Raw genomic sequence first — 17,888 nt, forward strand, 5'->3', positions numbered from 1 at the left:
GGCATGCAGAGGACATATCAGTAGGGTCTAACAGTGTCAATAAGAAAGTTTATAAATTTATAAAATTAAACGTTTTTTTGACAAAAAGCAGAGATATCAGTAGGGTCTTACGCAAAAGGCCAGGTTAACAAGCAGAAATTATGGCAGAGAGTGCTGGATTTGGCACGATGCGGTTAAAGTCCTGCCAGAGTTTACCAAACCTCTTATCAATAGGGAAACCCTTGATGATGGTGCAATATCAATACAAATTAGTGCAAGGTCAAAAGACGAAGCCATAAAATTATTGACCCAGACCCTTAAAGGATCCGGCAAAACAATTGAGGATATCCCTTCAATTCCTGTCAAATTGAAAAGACATTTCCCTGGCACCTTAAAGCTTAGTGCGAGTATTGGTGGTGATATTCATTTTAGATCAATAGCAAAAATGGCACTCACCTACCTTGCGACCAAAACAGCGCCATTGAGGCTTAGAAACGCCAGTCTAAAAGGTTTAGTGAATTTCATAATGGGCCAAGGTGACCCAACTTTTGTGCCTGTAAGTCACGACTATGAAACAAAATTTCCAGAGACCTCAGTTCTTTCAGAGCTGCAACATAGAATTTTCATTTTCGCCTCTACAGAAGAGAAAACAGCAATAGGGCTTTTAGAGCTATTCGGAAATCTTAGATTTTCAATTATTTTGACAAATGAATGGGACGGTCCCAATTTGAGTCACGTCTACATCGTCGACCCCATAACATGCAAACAAGAGGAACATGAATTATATCCTCCTATCAACATTAAAGAAACTATTGCCGCTCGGGGTTATAATCGTTCGCGTGTGGAAGCTGCATTTAATAGCATTTTTAGCGCTGTGCAAAAAAAGGTTGATAGCTCTTTGATTAGTTCAATCATTGATCAAGCAATGGAAAAGCATATGGTTGGAAAGGGGCCAATAATAACAGCGGAAATGATATCAAATTTGGCGCGGGAAGTTTCGCTTGAGTTTGTGAGGCATTCCAGCAGAATTGATTCAGAGGAAGACATTGACCTGAAAGATTTTATAAAGAATGGAAAATAGTTCTAACCAAGCTAATTCAGCCGACGCAATAAACCGCGCGACTGATTAGCATCGTTATGCATCAAATTGGATCGAGATGAGCAAATACCGGATCGGGTCAGGTCTTGTATTTTAATTTTTTGAGGTAAATTGTTTGCATGGCCTCAGGTCACTTCGGATTGAATATCCCGGAGCATGAAGTGCGGCCGGTCGGCGCCGCACGTCACATCCCGGCGGGGTGAGGCAATTCCAATCCTTCGAGAAAAATCGCCGATAACGACTGAGTCGGCGCGGATCGCCCGGTTCAGCGCTGCTCGACCATGGAGGCGAGGCTTTCCGACAGTCGGCGCAACTCGTCAGCTTCCTCGAGACCGTCCAGGAAGCGTCGGGGGATGCCGGAAAGGCCCGTCTGGGCGCCGACGAGCGCGCCGGTCAGGATGGAGCGGGCCTGGTTCTGGCCGCCGCCGTTGAGCGCGTGAAGCACCGCGGACTCGAAGTCGTCGTGGAACCTGGCGGCAAGGTAGTACGCCGCTGGGAGCATATGGTAGATGGCGCAGGGCATGCCGTAGACCAGGGAGACCTTCCAGGCCGGTTCGATGCGGATCTCCGGGTCCGCCGCCGCGGCCGCCATGAAGGAAGGGGTGAGCAAGGCGTCCGGCGAGGCGAAGAGACCGGCGCGGGGCGGTTCGGGCTGGCCCGGCGCCGGGGGCTGGAGGTTGTCGGTGGTCACGGCGTGAAAGGGCAGCTCTCCGGACTTGACCAGGTCCATGAGCTTGGATGACAGGTTCGCGTCCAGGGCGTGTCCCCGGACCAGCAGGCCGAGCACGGCGCCGAAGGCGACGGTCATGGATACCACCAGTGCGTTGGCCTGGGTCAGGACGGTGTTGTCGGCCACGGCCGAGGCCAGCTCTCGGGGCTGGAACGCGTAGCGGACGGCGATGGCCAGGGTGCGCTCGATGGCCTCCGTGGTGTCGGCCTCGCCCCCGGTCCGGTCCCAGGACAGGCCCAGCTTCACCCGGCGTCGCCAGGCCTCGCGGATCGACTGACTGGTGTATCCCCCCGGGCCGCTGACCGGAGCGCCGTCCAGAAGCGGAAAGAGATCCTCTTCCAGGCGGCGGCAAAAATCCTTTTCGTCGTACCTCCCGCATTCAACGAGGGAACGAAGCGTCAGCTTCAGGATAAAACCCGCCTGGGAAAGCTGGCCCGCCTTGAGTCCCTCGTGGTATCGGCCCGGTTTGGGGTCGGTATAGCCGCTGATCCATTCCCCATAGTCGCGTCGCAGTTCGGCCAGATCATAGTACCAGTGCGGCCCGAGCCCCAGGGCGTCCCCGATGAAGGCTCCCATGAGGGCCCCGGCCGCACGATCCCGAATAGTCGTGTTCGTCGACATGTTCCGATCCTCCATACTCTTGTCAGGCGGTTATCGCGTTCTCCTCCTGCGGCCCACGACGCATCCCGGGGATGACATCCGGCTTGCTTTCAACGGCCATGCGGTCAAGGCTGAAGGAGGAAAAGGCGCTTCAGAGAAGGTTGAATTCGCTGAAAAAAAGCATAGTTGCGAGCCAAGAGCAGACGTGACTCTCGCACGACCGCGGCAATCTATCCATCTTGCCCGTGTGTCATTTCGATAAGGCTGGATAACAAAGCAGAGTGCTCCTTTTGATAACCAGCCCCCATTAAAATCTCAAGCCATATCCCATCGGCCGCATATCTCAGAACTTGCAGCAATTGGTCTGAATCCGTGTCGTGGTGGAGTCTTTGTTTTTCTTTCATCCATTCGTTATACATGGACTTTAATTGTGGCTCGGATAGTGCGTAGATGGCAAAAGATATCCACTGTTCTTTCTGCCCCGAGGCAACATCTTTCCAGATCGAATTGATATAAGCTCTGGTAAATCGCCCATATTCTATTGGATCTTCAGCCATCAACTTGCCAAGTTCCGTATCCAGTTGGTCTATGAAATACCTTGATACAGCCGCGCTAAGTTGATTCTTGTTCTGGAAATGGTGGAGGAATCCCCCCTTGGTAACACCAGCAGCGTCAGCGACGGCCTGGATTGTAACGGCATTAGGACCTTGCTCGGTGATGATGCGCGCGGCACACTCAATAAGCTTGCTCCGGACTATTTCAGGTTGTTTTTTTCGTTTATGAGCTGTCGGCATAAGAGACCCCCGCATTATTCCTAAGCATAATCAGTTGGAATCCAAACCAGTAATTTGCCATGAGTACTGAAAAACTATCTCAAATTGCTTTCCATGATTAACTGAGTGTTGAAAAAGTCCTTATCCAACAGTCCGTTCAAAAACCCCAAGTGCAAGGAGCAAAAAAAGCTATCCGGACACGTCCTGTGTCCGGCCCCTCCGGGCTGTGGCTACGCCACATTTTCGATTTGCCGTCCTGGCAATCGAATCAAGGTCGAAGCGTATTTATTCATACGTGAGAGTTTGAACTTTTTGCGGCGACGCAGCAATTGGGAGTTTTTCAACGGACTGTTAACCATGTTGATAAGCATACGTCTAAAGGCGTCAAAACAATTTTTTGTGTGTCCTCTGAATCAGTATGAGCGCAACTCCCAGTGTCAGCAATTCCGCCAGCGGAATTGCCGTCCACACGCCAGTAATGCCCATGAACATCGGCAAAACGGTGACGCCGACCAGCACGAATACCAACCCGCGCGCCGCGGAAATGATGATGGAACTCTTTGCTTCGCCCAGTGCGGTAAAGTAGGCGATGATCAGCACGTTGAGTCCGTTGATCAGAAATACGAAAGCGAAGAGACGCAGGCCCTCGACCGCGATCTGGAACGCCGGGCTTTCGCTGCCGTCGAAGAACAACAAAATCGCATGCCCGCCGAACGCCTGCAGCACGATGAACACCATGATCCCGATGCTCATGTTGATCGCAGCGGCAAAGCGAAACAGCCGCTTGACCCGTTGGTGGTTGCCGGCACCGTAATTGTAGCTCAGCACCGGAATCAGCCCATCCGAAATACCAAGAAACAGCAATATCCCCGTGAAGTTGATGTAGTTGATGGCTGTGAACGCGGCCACACCGTCGGCCCCCAAGAGGCGAACCACAGTGAGGTTGATGATCAGGATGCTGACCGCGGCCGCCATTTCCGAAACGCCTTCGGATGAGCCGTTGTAAACGGCACGTCGCAAGAGCGGCATCTGAAAACGACCCTTCAGCATCGACAGCCGCTGTTTGGGATTGAACGTGATACATCCGGAAAGCAGCAACCCGATGGTGAAAGCGACACCGGTGGCCATGCTCGCCCCGGCATTGCCCCAGCCCAGCCAGATCACGAAGCAAAAGGTAAGTAACACATTGACCACCACGCTAAGCGACATGATGAGCATCGAAAACCTGGGATGCCCTAATGCCTTCAGCATGGCGTCGGAATAAAAGCAGAGGGTCAGAGGCAAGATGAACGGAACCAGCCCCTTAAGGTAGGCCAGAGAGAACGGCAGCAGCCGCTCGTCAGCACCTATCAGTTTGGTCAGGGGCTCAGCAAACAGCAGCAGCAACACCGTGGCAATCAAGCTGATCCCCACCAAAGCCCGGAAGCCGGTGGACATCGCGTCCTGGGCTTTGTCCGGATTCCGGCGTCCCAGCTCCATGCTGACCAGAGTCTGGCTTCCGATGCCGACGATCAGCGCCAACACCATGATGAAGCTGTACAGCGGCATCATGATGTTGATCCCCCCCAAAGCGTCCGGCCCCAGATGGTTCCCCACCACGACGCCGTCTACCAGAGTCTGCACGCCAAAAAACACCATCGTGACGACGCTTGGCAGCGAGTACTTCAGAAAGACCCTGCTGACAGGGGCTTGTTCTAAGAGATGCTTATCATCTAAATTGCTTTTCATGGATAGTTTCGCCGCCTAACGTTCCGGTACCCGGGACAAATGGAAAATAAGAAACATACCGACCAGACGGTTTCTTTGTCAATGGCGGGACCGGGGTCGTCTGTTTCAACCGAACAACGATCGAGGTGGTGGTCAGTGTCTGAGAAGCGCCATACCGTGCTCGACGTGCGGGTAAACAGCCATCCCGGCGTGATGTCTCATGTCCGCGGCCTGTTCCCCATGAAACAAGCAACAACGGATCGGCGTTCGGCTCGTCCGCGGCGTGTGTTCAATCCCTTTCTCACGGGTTCACCCCCATCAACACTCGCGCGTTTTCCCGAAAGACATCCAACAGATCCATGCCCGGCCCGGGGAAATTGATGAGTTGGACCAGATCGGTTTCCGCGGCCTCGGCAATGGGCGCTCCGGTCGGCATGTGGGCGTTGTCCAGGACGATGTCCGGCTTTTGGGCCGAGAGACGAAGCAGCTCACCGGGTTGCAGCGGTCCCGGGCCGAATGCGCCCGTCAGTTCCAATCCCGCGAAATCGGCCCACATGGTCATGAACACCTGGGCCACGGCCCGGTTGCCGCGCGTTGCGAAGTGTTCGCGCACGGCCGTACTCAGTCTGGCGTATTCCGCGTCGAATTCCAGAAGAAACCGCTCAGCCTTGTCCCGGGTGCCGAAGAGTTCGCCCAGGCGGGCGACTTCCCTATGAATGACCTCGGGGCTGTTTTCCAGGTGCGCCTCCACCAGTCGGGCCCGGCTCCCGGCGGCGTCGCGCAGGCGCTGGGCAAAGCCCTCGAAGCCGCCCAGGAATAATATTCCTATCCCGGCGAACTGTCGGCGACTTTCACACGGCTTCCTTTGTCAGCAGAAAACACAATTCATCGCTGGACAGAGCGGACAAGGCCGGGGTTCCGGCTTGCCGACAAGCGCCTCTTCGATCAATGCCGCTGCGTCGGCTCCGTGAAGCTCGCCGGACTTCTTCAGAAGATGGGGGCGTCTCCTCGTCAGGTAGATGAGAAGACCGTCGTCGATCCGTCAGGACGCGTCTTTCGGTCGTTTGCCGCCTGTCGTGTCCGCTTCTTCTCTCCGGCTGCCGTCTTCTCTCTTTTTCGGGTGTTTCCTGGTCACTTTTCTCAGGATTGTTTTGCCCCGCCGACATGGTCATAATATTTCCAGCCTGTGTTTTTCGTTCCTTGGCGCCGTACCCCTTCCTGGGTAGGCCGTACGTGATACGACTTGCACAACATGGGCCATTCCATCACTGTTATGGGATGTGATCCGTGAGCAACCTCTTTTACTCATGCCGCAGGGCGTCGATGGGATTGAGGCCCGCTGCCCGGCGCGCCGGAAAGAAGCCGAAGATCACCCCGATGGCCGCGGAGAACAGAAAGGACACCAGGTTGATGACGGGATCGAAAATATAGGGGACGCCCATCAGGCCGGCCAGAAAGAGCGACGCGCCGGTTGCCAGGGTTATGCCGACCAATCCGCCGAGACTGGACAGGACCACCGCCTCGATCAGGAACTGGAGCAGCACTTCCCGTTCCAGCGCGCCGATGGCCAGGCGAATGCCGATCTCACGGGTCCGTTCCGTGACGGAAACCAGCATGATGTTCATGATCCCTATGCCGCCCACCAGCAGGCTGACCGCGGCCACCGCGCCGAGCAGCATGGTCAGGATTTTCGTGGTGCTGGTCAGGGTTTCGGCGATCTGCCGGGTGTCCATCACCCGGAAGTCGTCGTCTTCGTTTGCGCCGATGTTGCGTCGTTCGCGCAAAAGAAGCGTGAGTTGCCGTTTAACCGCATCGATGGAAGACGCCCCGCGCACGGAAATCGTCAGCCTGTTGATATCCTGGCTGCCCACGAGGCGACGCTGCACGGTGCGCAACGGCATGACCACGATGTCGTCCTGGTCCTGCCCCATGGCCGACTGGCCTTTGGATTTGAGCAGGCCGATGACCTCGCAGGAAAACTGTTTGATGCGGATCTCGCTGCCCACGGGATTCTGTCGGCCGAACAACTTTTCGCGCACGGTCTCGCCGATCACGCAGACCGCCTTGCCCGCCCGCTCCTCGGTTTCGCTGAACACGCGACCCGCGGCCACGTCCCAGTTGCCCGCCGGAAAATATTCGCTGGTGCTGCCCGTGATGGAGGTGGACCAGTTATTGGCCTGGGAAACGGCGGTCGCCGACGTGCCGACGACGGGCGCGATCCATTCGGCCCCGGAGATCTGATTGCGCACGGCGTCCACGTCGGCACTTTTGAAGTTGGGCGCTCCTCCGGAGCCCGGGCCGAAGCGTTGCCCCGGGATCACCATCAGGAGGTTGCTGCCCATGCTGGAAATCTGGTCGGACACGGACTGGGTGGCGCCATTGCCCAGGGTGACCATGGTGATCACCGCGGCCACGCCGATGACAATGCCCAGAATGGTCAAAAACGAGCGCATCAGGTTGCGCCGGATGGATCGCAGCGCGAGCAACAGCGTATTCCAAAGCATCAGGCACCCTCCTCGTCGAGATTGTCGCGTTGCACCCGGCCGTCCACGAAACGGATAATGCGCTTGGCATACTTGGCCATGTCCGGCTCGTGGGTGACCATGAGCACGGTGATGCCCTGTTCTTGATTGAAGGCGCTGATCAACTCCATGATTTCCCGGCTGGTGTGGGTATCGAGATTTCCGGTGGGCTCGTCGGCCAAAAGCACGGTCGGCGAGGTGACAATGGCCCGGGCAATGGCCACCCGCTGTTGCTGCCCCCCGGAGAGTTCGGCCGGGGTGTGCTCCTCCCTGTCTCCAAGTCCGACCTGTTGCAGGGCGGCGCGTGCGGCGGCATGGCGCATGGCGGACGGCTCGCCGCGATAGATCAGCGGCAACTCGACGTTCTCCAAAGCGGTTGTGCGCGCCAACAGATTGAAGCCCTGGAACACGAAACCGAAAAAATGCCGTCGCAGCAGGGTGCGTTGGTTGCGCGACAAGCGTTCCACGGGCACGCCCTGGAACAGATAGCTGCCGCTGGTGGGCGTATCCAGGCAGCCGAGAATGTTCATGGTGGTGGATTTTCCGGAACCGCTGGAACCCATGACGGCCACGAAGTCACCGGCATCAATGCTCAGATCGATGCCTTTCAGGGCCTGGAACGCGGCCTGTCCGTGGCCATAGCTCTTGGTGATCCCGGACAGCCGGATCAGCGCGGAGTCGCTCATCATGAACCTTCCATATCCTCGGTGATTACCTGCATGCCGACCTGGAGTTCTCCGCCTGTGATCTCGGTCATCCGTCCGTTGCTGACCCCGGTTTGCACCGCGATGGCCGAGATCTCTCCGTCCCGCGACACCCACACCCGCGGTGCGCCGTTGACGGCGGCCTGAACCTGTCGACTCTGCCCGGGAGGCCTTGGCATCAAGGCGCTGACCACGCCCCCGGTGGACCTTTGCGGCCCCGTGTCAGGAGCGGACGGGGTGAAACGCAGCGCCGCATTGGGCACCAGCAAGGCATTTTCGCGCGTCACGGTGGTGATCTCGGCCGTGCCGGTCATGCCGGGGCGCAGGGAATGATCCTGGTTGTCCACCGCGAGCACGGTCAGGTAGGAAACCACGTTGTCCTTTTCCTGGGAGCCGTAGCTGACCCTGGTGATGGTCGCGCTGTATTTCCGGCCGGGCCAGGCATCCACGGTGAACGTCGCGTTCTGGCCCGCATGCACCTGGCCGACGTCAGCCTCGTCCACGTCCACCTGCAGTTCCATTTTCGCAAGATCCTCGGCCAGGGTGAACAGCACCGGCGCCTGAAAAGAGGCGGCCACGGTCTGCCCCGGTTCCACCTCCCGCGTCAGGACCACCCCGTGGATGGGCGAGCGGATGCCGGCCTTGTCCAGATCGGTTTCGTCCGATTGCAGATTGGCTTTGGCCTGGGTGACGCTGGCGCGGGCACTGGCCAGAGCGGCCTCGGCCCGCTTCAGGTTGGCCTCGGCGCCATCCATTTCAGTTTTGGAGGGCACCTTGCCGCCGGACAGTTCGGCCACTTGTTGATACCGCTCCAGGGTGATCCGCGCCTCGTCCACAGTGGCCCTGGCCTGGAGCACCTGGGCCTCGGTCACGGCCAGGTTGGCCTTGGCCCTGGCCACCGCGTCTTGCAACTTGGCCGGATCGAGCCGGGCCAGGACCTGTCCGGCGCTCACCTGGTCGTTTACATCCACGAAGACCTGATCAACGATGCCGGAAAGTTCGCTGCCCACCTCCACCGTATTGGTCGGCCGCAGGTTGCCGGTGGCCGAAACAGTGACCACCAGCGTGCCGATTTCCGCCGGCGCCGTGGCGTAACGCGCCCCGGCGGGCTCCTCGCCGGTGCGCAAAAAGAGCAAGCCCGCGCCGACAATGATTGTCAGCGCCATGCCCAGCCACAGCCAGCGGCGTTGACGTTGCCCCTTGGACTGGGAATCCAGGAGCTGGTGCAGGGATTTTTCCTGATGGAGCGCGGACGGTTGGGATGGGTTCATGAGTTCTCCTTGCCGGAAGAAAGGTCTTTGGCCCGCGGCGACCAGCCGCCGCCCAGAGCTTTGTACAAACGGATGAGCGCCAGGACGCCGTCGGCCCGGGTGCTGGCCAGACCGTCCTCAACGGACAGGACGGTTCGTTCCGTGTCCAGAACGGATTGAAAATCTATCAACCCGGCGCCGTAGCGATGCCGGGCCAGCAGTGCAGCGGCGCGCGCGGCGTCCGCGGCACTGCTCAAGGCCTCGCCGCGCTCCTGGTTGCGGACGATGGCCACCAGTGCGTTTTCCACGTCCCGCAGCGCGCTGAGCACAGTTTTTTCGTATTCCACAAGGGCCTGTTCACGCTTGGCGTCCTGGATCTCCACTTGGGCGCGCAGGCGTCCGGCGTCAAAAACCGGGGCCGTGATTCCGGCCAGCAGCGACCAGGTTGAAGCGCCGGTGTTGCCAAGCCCGCCCCAGGTCAGCGCTTCCAGGCCGATGGAGCCCGAAAGCCTGAAGGAAGGGTAGCGGGCCGCCTCAGCCTCGCCGACCCGGGCGGTTTGCGCGGCCAGGGCCCGCTCGGCCGCCAGGACATCGGGGCGTTGGCGCAGGGTGTCCGCCGGAATGCCCACGGCTACCCGGTCGGGCAGGGTCGGCAAGGCGTCGGCTCCGGCGAGACGTGCGTGCAGGGTTCCCGGTGGTTTTCCCAAAAGGATGTCCAGACGATGTTCCGCCTCGGCCAGATTGGCGGCAAGAACCGGGATCTGCGCCCGGGTCTGTTCCATGTTGGCCCGGGCCTGCTCCGCGTCCTGGCTGCTGTCCAAACCGGCCTGGACACGCCATTCGGTGAGCCGCAGGGTTTCGGACTGGCTGGCGAGATTGTCGCGGGCTATACCCAGCCGAATCCGCAAGGCGCACACTTCGACGTAGTTCAGGGCCACCTCGGCCGCCAGGGAGACGTGAACCGCCCGCAGACTTGCCTGGGACGCCTCCAGATCGGCCTCGGCGGCCTCAATGCCATGGCGAACGCCGCCGAACACGTCCAGCTCCCAGCTCGCATCAAAGCCCGCGCTGTACATTTCGCGTGTGCCGCCGCCGGTCTCGTCGCTGGCCTGTGCCCGGCTGGCCGCACCGGACGCGGTCACGCTTGGGAAACCCTCTGCCGCGGCCACGCCGCGGCGGGCGCGCGCTTCCCGCAGTCCGGCCCGCGCGCCGCGCAGGTCCGGGCCGACTTGCAAGGCTTCCTCCACCAGCTCGGACAACAGTGGATCGCCAAACCCACGCCACCATTGGCTGAGGTCGTCGGCCGCCGCGGCGTGCGTCGCCGGGTCGACCGACGTGTCCAGTCGATTCCACTCAGCCGGGACATTCAGCTCCGGCGGCGTGTACCCCGGTCCGACCGTGACACAGGCCGTCATTGTGACCGCAACGAGCAGGATCAGCGACCGTAAAGCGAAAGCAGCTTGCATCAGGAACGACTCCCGGATTTTAGAGGCTGGTCGCGCACGGCCTGGATACCCGCCAAGGCGAAGAGCACGACATGGTCGGCAAAGGCGTCCAGGTCGTGGATGACCAGCGGCGGCCCGGCTGCTTTCGTCCGCTGCCGTATTCGTTGGATGAGCATGGGGTGCAGGCACATGCTCAGGATGCAGATTTCACAATGCACCACGTGCTGTTCGTCGACCTCCGGCCCGAGCAGTTCCCGCACCACGGTCAGGGTCTTTTCGCGTAGCGGGATCAACGCGGATTTCATGACTTCTCCCAGGAGCCCGGTGGGGTTGATCAGTTCCATCTGGGAAATGACGAACTCCCTGTTCTCCGGATCAGCGACGCGCCTCATCAATGCCGTGATCTGGCCGCGCAGCCTGTCCTCGGCGGGCGCGTCCGGCGGAATGCCGCCGTCCTGGGGGTGCGCCAGGATGGATTCGGCGAAGGATTGCCTCCAGGTTTCCCGGTACAAGGCCTCCTTGTTGCCAAAGTGGTAGTTCACCGCGGCGATATTGGCGCCGGCCCGCCTGCATATTTCCGCGACAGTGGCATCCCTGAACCCCTTTTCCCCGAATACCTCGCTCGCCGCGGCAAGCAGCTTTTCCTTGGCGACAATTGATTTTTGGCTGGCCATGCCTCCCCCCTCGTTGTTTCAAATCAATTTTTGAAATCGCTGTTTCAAATATATTTTTGAAAATGTCAAGAATGAGTTTTTCCGTATTTTCGAGACGGTTGCCACCCGCCAGGGGGATTCTGTCATTCGGAAAAGCACGGGATTTGGCGTCACGTAAGTATAGAATAGGTATTCAGAGACTATCTGATCAAGGCTACGGCGTGCATAGGTGGAAGCCAATGGCCCAACAAAATGCTCAAGCGGACGCGGGTTAAATTGGTGGTGGGAAAACCGGGTTAGGACCTTGGCCGCGCCGCTTAGCATAAACGTTATGTATATGACCCCTCAGACCACTTCGGATTGAGTTTTCTTATTCCCTTATCATGTGACTGCTCCGGGGAATGCTCGATCAGAGATCTTTCTGGGTGACGACGACCGGTGGTTGTTTTTCCCCATCCTTGTCGATCTGGTTGAGCGGTACACCTGGATTTGTCATGGATATTGCCTCATGGACGATCACTATCACCTCCTGATCGAGACACCGGATGGAAATCTCTCAGGGGGCACAGCGCGCTGGGTTGGTGGCGGGTTGGCGGCACGGCGAACATGATCACGCCGACATCGGGCTGAAGCGGACTTTCCGGGCCAGTATTCCGGTTCGTGATCAAGAGACCTGCTTCGGTGCAGTTTTGATTTTGGATCGGGATAGGGCCTGAAGGTCTGCCATGAGAAGTGATCCCAAAACCGCTTGACACGTGTTTCTTTCCGGGTGTAGCCGAACTTCCATTACCCCCCATTGAATCACTCATTTTGGATTTCCCGTGATGACCACCGCCATGACTTTTCTTGACGCTCCCTTGAGCAGCCTGTCCGGCCTGGTAGTCGTCGTGGTCGTCAGCGTCGTTTCGGACGCCGTGGCGCTCTAGCGGGAAATACGTTTCTGGTTTCTCTCCCCCCCCGCCGGCGCAACGGCCCGGCGGGGGGTTCTTTTTTCAGCTCTGCCCCATGCCGGAAAGCATAAGAGCTGAAAAAGGAGCCCTCATGATTTCCCTTTCCGGCGCCGAATTGGCCGTCGCGTTGCTGGAGCGGCAGCATGTCCGCATCATCGCCGGGATTCCAGGCGGAGCGAACCTGCCGTTGTACGACGCCCTGTCCCGGAGTTCATGCATTCGTCACATCCTCACCCGTCACGAACAGGGCGCGGGGTTCCTGACTCAGGGCATGGCCCGGGTCACGGGCGCGCCCGCGGTCTGTTTCGCCACCTCCGGTCCCGGCGCTACCAACGTCCTGACCGCCATCGCCGACGCCAAGCTTGATTCCGTACCTTTGATTTGCGTCACCGGCCAGGTGCCGCGTTCCCTCATGGGCACGGACGCCTTTCAGGAGGTGGACACCTATGGGATGAGCATTCCCTTGACCAAGCACAATTATTTGGTTCGTTCGGCTCGGGAACTCCTCACGGTGATTCCCGAGGCTTTTTCCATCGCGGCGAGCGGTCGTCCCGGTCCGGTTTTGATCGACGTTCCCCGGGACGTCCAACTGGAACGGGTCGGGTTTGCGCAGTGGCCCGAGCCCGGAGAAGTCGATCCCGCGCCGGTTGCCTACGACGCGGACATCGAAGCCGCTGCGGGCATGATCAATGCCGCCAAACGGCCTGTTTTGTGGGTCGGCGGCGGCGCCGTGGCGGCTGGAACCCAGGACCGGATCAAGCAGCTGGCCGAAACCGCGTCCATGCCCGTGGCCCTGACCTTGATGGGGCTGGCCGCCATGGACCGTGATCACCCTCTCTGCCTGGGCATGCTCGGCATGCACGCCGAGCGCGGTACGAACATGGTCCTTGAAGCTTGCGATCTGATCCTGGCCGCGGGCGTGCGCTTCGACGACCGGGCCACGGGCCGGGTGCAGGAATTCTGCCCCCAGGCCAAGATCATCCACGTCGACATTGATCACAGCGAAATCGACAAGATCCGCACCGCCTCCCTGGGCATCCTGGCGGACATCCGCGCCGTGTTCGACGCCTTGCTGCCGCGTGTGACCGCCAACCCGCGCGGTGAATGGCTCGAATACATCGCGGCCCTGAAAAGGGCCTTTCCTCCCCTGGCGCCGACAAGCGGCGGGCACGACACCCCGCAACGTCTCATTCGCCGCGTGGGAGAGCTGGCGCCGCCTGACGCCGTCGTGGTCACGGATGTGGGCAAGCATCAGATGTGGACGGCCCAAAGCTATCCTTTCACGCGTCGGACTTCCTGGCTGACCTCCGGCGGATTGGGGACCATGGGTTTTGGCCTGCCTACGGCCATCGGAGCGTCCATGGCCGCGCCGACGCGCAAGGTCGTCTGTTTCAGCGGAGATGGAAGTCTGCTCATGAACATTCAGGAAATGGCCACCGCCGCGGAACAACAGGCCGACGTGACGGTTGTCCTGTTCAACAACAACTGCCTGGGGCTGGTTCATCAGCAGCAAGAGCTGTTCTTCAACGCCAACTGCTTTTCCTCAACCTACTCCATCGAGGTCGACTTCCCGGGCATTGCCCGGGCCTTTGGCTGGCATGTCCGGGATCTGGCCGACGCGTCGGATCCGGACGCGGTGCTTTCCGAGGCCATGGCCCACAAGGGACCGAGTCTGGTGCACGTGCCGGTGGCCCGGGAGGAGAGGGTGTTGCCCATGGTGCCGCCGGGCGCGGCCAACCGAACAATGATCGAGGAGGTGGCCAATGTCTGAGAAGCGCCATACCGTGCTCGACGTGCGGGTCAACAACCATCCCGGCGTGATGTCTCATGTCTGCGGCCTGTTCTCTCGCCGGGCCTTCAACGTGGAGGCTATTCTCTGTCTGCCGGTGAACGGCGGTGAGGAAAGCCGCGTCTGGATGCTGATCTTCGAGGATGACCGCCTGGAGCAAATGATCCGCCAGATGCGCAAGCTGCGGGACGTGCACGAGGTCCGCGTAACGGCTGACGCCGTGGACGTTTTCGCCCAACTGCGACGAATCATGGAGCCGGATACCGGGATAAACGCTCCATGGCCTCAAGAAAACTGAGCAGAGGGGCAACTCCGGAGGCCGTTCGCGGAGAGCGCGGCGGTCCGCGAAGATCCCGCGATTGCGATCCGCGCCAAGCCGGGGTAGTCGCCTTTACCTGAGTGTTTTTAGCCGAACCGGGATGCCGGGCAAAGGAGAAGCGTGATGACAATGCACTCCTGGCTGGTCTATTTGACGCTGATATCCCAGGGCGGTTGCCCTGGGCTGTACTTGTGTCGCCCCTTCAGGGCTTGATTTCAGCCCCAAAGGGGCGACATGTTAGAGCCCAGGGCAACGCCCCGAGACAACGATGGGAAAGCAGGATGAGCCCTGAAAGGGCGACCTACTGTCCAGTGAACACCAAACCGGCAGGTCCGGCCTGAAGATTCTCCTTGCGAACCACTTTGATCATGCCCATGCTCGTTGCCCTCATCACCCGCGGGGCGAGCTTTTAAAACTGCCGTGTAGGCGGCGTAAGACATTGAAATTCGGGTTTAGGCTGGAAACGCCGTGGTGTGACTGTATTAACCATATACAACTTCACGGATCTAGCAGTCCGTTGAAAAATTCCCAATTGCTGCGTCGCCGCAAAAAGTTCAAAATCTCACGTATGAATAAATACGCTTCGATTTTGATTCGATTGCCAGGACGGCAAATCGAAAATGTGGCGAAGCCACAGCCCGGGAGGGCCGGACACAGGACGTGTCCGGTAGCTTTTCTTGCTCCTTGCACTTGGGGTTTTTGAACGGACTGCCGACAAAGGACTTTTTCAACACTCAAATACGCACAAACCAATCTGGATCACGAATTCGATGCCGATCCGACGGAATATGAGGGCCGGGAACAAAATTGCCCTGGGCGCCGTGGTGAAGGTTCTTGTCATAGTCGCGCAAGGGATATATTCGCAACCCAGATCGCTCGCCAGTCCGGTTCCCGGCAACGGGATCACCACAAATCCAACCTTGACCTTCAACACTTGCCTTCGTAGCAGATCCAACCATGCGCACGACACCGCACACGCAGCTCAGAGTTCCGGCGGAGGGACGTTTTCTTGTTCTTGTGCAGGGCCATGTCCGCGACGTGGCGCGCATTGCGGGCTTTCCGGCCAAGGACGTCCTGGCTCTGGAACTGGCGGCCGAGGAGGCCTTTCAGAACATCTGCGCCCACGCCTATCCGGACGGAACCCCGGGGAACATGCTCGTAAAGGGCGAGCTGTTGGAAGGGGAATTGCGCCTGGAGTTCATTGACGAAGGCCTGCCGTTTGACCCGGCGCTGCTCCATCGCCAACCCAAGCGCGCGGAAAGCGAGGTCGTCGGTCTGGGAATGAAGCTCATCCACCACGCGGTGGACGAGGTCCGCTGGGTGAACCGCGGGCGCCAGGGCAAGGCCTTGTGCCTGGTCAAACAGCTGCCCCGGGACGATAGGCCGGGAGGCGGGAGCGACACCCTCATTGCCCAGCCCGCGGTGCATCTCGATACAGAGGCCCACGCGGATCATGCTGCCGGGCGATCCCGGACATCCCAGAGTTCGGGGGCATCCCATGGAGCGCGAACCCCGGAGGCCCATGGACAGCCCATTGAAGTCCGCCCGCTCCAGGCCGACGATGCCCTGGATGTGGCCCGGTTGTTCTGGCTGACCTACGGATACTCCTACAAGAACGAGGCTTTCTACAGGCCCGAGGGGCTTCTGGATCTGGTTACCCGGGGCGTCCTCGCCAGCTACGTGGCCGTAACCAGTGACGGCGAGGTGGTCGGCCATGCCGGGCTGTTGCGGCCCGAGCCCGTGCCCATGGCCGAGATGGCCCTGCTGGTGGTCTCTCCGGCGTACCGGGGTCGCGGCCTGATGAAGCAGTTCTTCTCCGCCCTCTCGAACCGGGCCCGCGAGATGGGCCTGTTCGGCCTTTCCCTCAATCCGGTCACCAGTCATTCCATCAGCCAACGCAACGTCATCAACATGGGCGGTCGCCCCTGCGGTCTGGACCTCGCGGCCTGCCCTCCGCGTCAGTTCAAGGCCATGGGCCTGGAAGACGGCCCCGGCCATCGGGAATCCTATCTGCACTGCTTTCTCTATTTGACGAATCCGAATCTGGCCCTGGCCCCAGCCCTGGCCTTTGTCCCGGAGCGGCACCGACGCATCACGGAGCGCATCTACGAAAACCTGGAGCGCCCCTTGATCCCGGCCGCGGTGGAAGTCGACCAGGGTTCGAGGGAAAGGGCCAGCGGCGTCTATACGGTGTCCTTTGATCGCGGACTGTTGAAGGGCGTGGTGCGGGTCTCGACCGCCGATGCGCGGCAATGGCCGGAAATTTTGCGAGCGGGCACGGATCTTCTGGACATTGCCGGGGCCGAGGTGGTGCATGTCGATCTGCCTCTGGCCCAGCGAGCCACGGCGGTGCTTTGCGAGTTGGCCGAGGCCGCCGGTTTCTTCTTCGCCGGGATCTGGCCCCATGCGGCGGAGGACGGCGACATGCTGCGGCTCAGCCGTCCGTCCGCTCCACTGGACATGAGTCTGCTGCGTCTGCACTCGGATTTTGCTCAGGAGCTGGCGGAGTACGTGGGGACGGAGATGAAGAGGGCAGCCACGATATACGATTCTCATCGGCGTGACCTGGAACACTGAATTCTCGAAGCATCCCCCCAGGAATCTCATTCTCTCTTCTCAATGCGCGCCGTTTCCTCATAAATCCGGTCACGGGGGCCGATGGCAATGATCTGGATTTCTCTCTTTTCCGTCAGGCTGTAGATGATCCGGAATCTGCTGACGCGAAAACTTCGCAGGCCCTCCAGTTCCCGCTTCAAGGGCTTCCCCAGTGTCGGATTCTCCACGATCAGCGCAAGCGCCTCGCGGACTTTTCGTTTCAGCTCAGGATGCAGACCGCGAATCAGTGCAGCCAGATCGTCCGAGACGCGCAGTCGATACAAAGGACTTCGGCTCATTCGGCGAAAAGTTCGTCAATGGTGTACAGGCCGGCCTTGTTTTCCTTCATATCCCGCATTCCAGAGACAATTTCCTCCAAAAGCCGGGGATCGGCCTGGATGAGCAAGGTTTCCGACCAGCTTGAAAACTCGTCAGGGCTGACCAAAACCGCGGCTGGTCGCCCATTTTTTGTGATGACGACTTCCTGGTCCGTGGCGTTGACCCTGTCCACGAGATGGCTGAACTTCATTTTCGCCTCAGAGAGGGAAAGGATTTCCATGATTCGGACCTCCATTCTGGTTGACCTGAATTCAGATCAGAATTTCATGACATCGGTTTGATTGTCAAGCGCATCATGCGCCGTCATCCCGCATATTTCGTGCAGTGCTTTAGCTGAGTGTTGGAAAAGTCCGAACTCGACAGACCGTTCAAAAACCCCAAGTGCAAGGAGCAAGAAAAGTTGAAGATCGAAGCGTATTTATTCATACGTGAGA

16 protein-coding genes are annotated in these 17,888 nt (G+C 59.2%); 5 read left to right on the plus strand and 11 right to left on the minus strand.

Annotated features, from left to right (window positions below; all coding sequences use genetic code 11):
- The first annotated feature begins 283 nt into the window (after positions 1-283).
- Complete coding sequence (locus tag GY33_RS0114355; protein WP_152555208.1) at positions 284-1,060, plus strand: hypothetical protein; 777 nt, start codon at positions 284-286, stop codon at positions 1,058-1,060.
- Positions 1,061-1,343: 283 nt separating this feature from the next.
- On the opposite strand, the gene GY33_RS0114360 is transcribed toward GY33_RS0114355, so the two are convergent.
- From GY33_RS0114360 to GY33_RS0114400, 9 genes are all read right to left on the minus strand, one after another.
- Positions 1,344-2,429 carry an ADP-ribosylglycohydrolase family protein gene (locus GY33_RS0114360; RefSeq protein WP_031387999.1) on the minus strand — a complete coding sequence of 362 codons (1,086 nt, stop codon included), beginning with the start codon at positions 2,427-2,429 and terminating at the stop codon, positions 1,344-1,346.
- A gap of 209 nt (positions 2,430-2,638) precedes the next feature.
- Positions 2,639-3,202 carry a TetR/AcrR family transcriptional regulator gene (locus GY33_RS0114365; protein WP_031388000.1) on the minus strand — a complete coding sequence of 188 codons (564 nt, stop codon included), beginning with the start codon at positions 3,200-3,202 and terminating at the stop codon, positions 2,639-2,641.
- Between the two features lie 363 nt (positions 3,203-3,565).
- Positions 3,566-4,909: an MATE family efflux transporter gene (locus GY33_RS0114370; RefSeq protein ID WP_031388001.1), complete on the minus strand. Its 1,344-nt coding sequence runs from the start codon at positions 4,907-4,909 to the stop codon at positions 3,566-3,568.
- Positions 4,910-5,189: 280 nt separating this feature from the next.
- The gene (locus tag GY33_RS0114375; RefSeq protein ID WP_051822676.1) at positions 5,190-5,639 is read right to left on the minus strand and encodes a hypothetical protein; all 450 of its coding nucleotides are present in this window, start codon (positions 5,637-5,639) and stop codon (positions 5,190-5,192) included.
- A gap of 550 nt (positions 5,640-6,189) precedes the next feature.
- On the minus strand, positions 6,190-7,392 hold the full coding sequence (locus tag GY33_RS0114380; RefSeq protein ID WP_031388003.1) for an ABC transporter permease: 1,203 nt from the start codon (positions 7,390-7,392) through the stop codon (positions 6,190-6,192).
- A complete protein-coding gene (locus GY33_RS0114385) occupies positions 7,392-8,099 on the minus strand; it encodes an ABC transporter ATP-binding protein (protein WP_035272367.1) in 708 nt (235 codons plus the stop codon). The genes GY33_RS0114380 and GY33_RS0114385 overlap by 1 nt, the downstream gene beginning before the upstream one ends.
- Entirely contained in the window at positions 8,096-9,385 is a 1,290-nt protein-coding gene (locus GY33_RS0114390; RefSeq protein WP_031388005.1) for an efflux RND transporter periplasmic adaptor subunit, read from the minus strand. Before GY33_RS0114390 ends, GY33_RS0114385 begins: the two co-directional genes overlap by 4 nt.
- Entirely contained in the window at positions 9,382-10,830 is a 1,449-nt protein-coding gene (locus GY33_RS0114395) for an efflux transporter outer membrane subunit (RefSeq protein ID WP_051822677.1), read from the minus strand. Before GY33_RS0114395 ends, GY33_RS0114390 begins: the two co-directional genes overlap by 4 nt.
- Complete coding sequence (locus GY33_RS0114400) at positions 10,830-11,483, minus strand: CerR family C-terminal domain-containing protein (RefSeq protein ID WP_031388007.1); 654 nt, start codon at positions 11,481-11,483, stop codon at positions 10,830-10,832. The genes GY33_RS0114395 and GY33_RS0114400 overlap by 1 nt, the downstream gene beginning before the upstream one ends.
- Positions 11,484-11,847: 364 nt before the next feature.
- On the opposite strand from GY33_RS0114400, the gene GY33_RS22015 reads away from it, so the two are divergent.
- The 4 genes from GY33_RS22015 to GY33_RS0114435 all read left to right on the plus strand — a co-directional run bounded on the left by GY33_RS22015 (position 11,848) and on the right by GY33_RS0114435 (position 17,097).
- Positions 11,848-12,072 carry a transposase gene (locus GY33_RS22015; RefSeq protein ID WP_200874879.1) on the plus strand — a complete coding sequence of 75 codons (225 nt, stop codon included), beginning with the start codon at positions 11,848-11,850 and terminating at the stop codon, positions 12,070-12,072.
- 431 nt (positions 12,073-12,503) lie between these two features.
- Entirely contained in the window at positions 12,504-14,183 is a 1,680-nt protein-coding gene (gene ilvB, locus GY33_RS0114420; protein ID WP_031388008.1) for a biosynthetic-type acetolactate synthase large subunit, read from the plus strand.
- Complete coding sequence (gene ilvN, locus GY33_RS0114425; RefSeq protein WP_035272369.1) at positions 14,176-14,499, plus strand: acetolactate synthase small subunit; 324 nt, start codon at positions 14,176-14,178, stop codon at positions 14,497-14,499. Before ilvB ends, ilvN begins: the two co-directional genes overlap by 8 nt.
- A 978-nt stretch (positions 14,500-15,477) precedes the next feature.
- On the plus strand, positions 15,478-17,097 hold the full coding sequence (locus GY33_RS0114435) for a GNAT family N-acetyltransferase (RefSeq protein ID WP_084185196.1): 1,620 nt from the start codon (positions 15,478-15,480) through the stop codon (positions 17,095-17,097).
- Between the two features lie 26 nt (positions 17,098-17,123).
- On the opposite strand, the gene GY33_RS0114440 is transcribed toward GY33_RS0114435, so the two are convergent.
- Both GY33_RS0114440 and GY33_RS0114445 read right to left on the minus strand, forming a co-directional pair.
- On the minus strand, positions 17,124-17,414 hold the full coding sequence (locus tag GY33_RS0114440) for a type II toxin-antitoxin system RelE family toxin (protein ID WP_051822678.1): 291 nt from the start codon (positions 17,412-17,414) through the stop codon (positions 17,124-17,126).
- Entirely contained in the window at positions 17,411-17,674 is a 264-nt protein-coding gene (locus tag GY33_RS0114445) for a type II toxin-antitoxin system Phd/YefM family antitoxin (protein WP_031388013.1), read from the minus strand. Before GY33_RS0114445 ends, GY33_RS0114440 begins: the two co-directional genes overlap by 4 nt.
- Positions 17,675-17,888 lie beyond the last annotated feature (214 nt).

The sequence above is a fragment of the Desulfonatronum thiodismutans genome (genome assembly GCF_000717475.1).
In the GTDB taxonomy this organism is placed as follows: domain Bacteria; phylum Desulfobacterota; class Desulfovibrionia; order Desulfovibrionales; family Desulfonatronaceae; genus Desulfonatronum; species Desulfonatronum thiodismutans.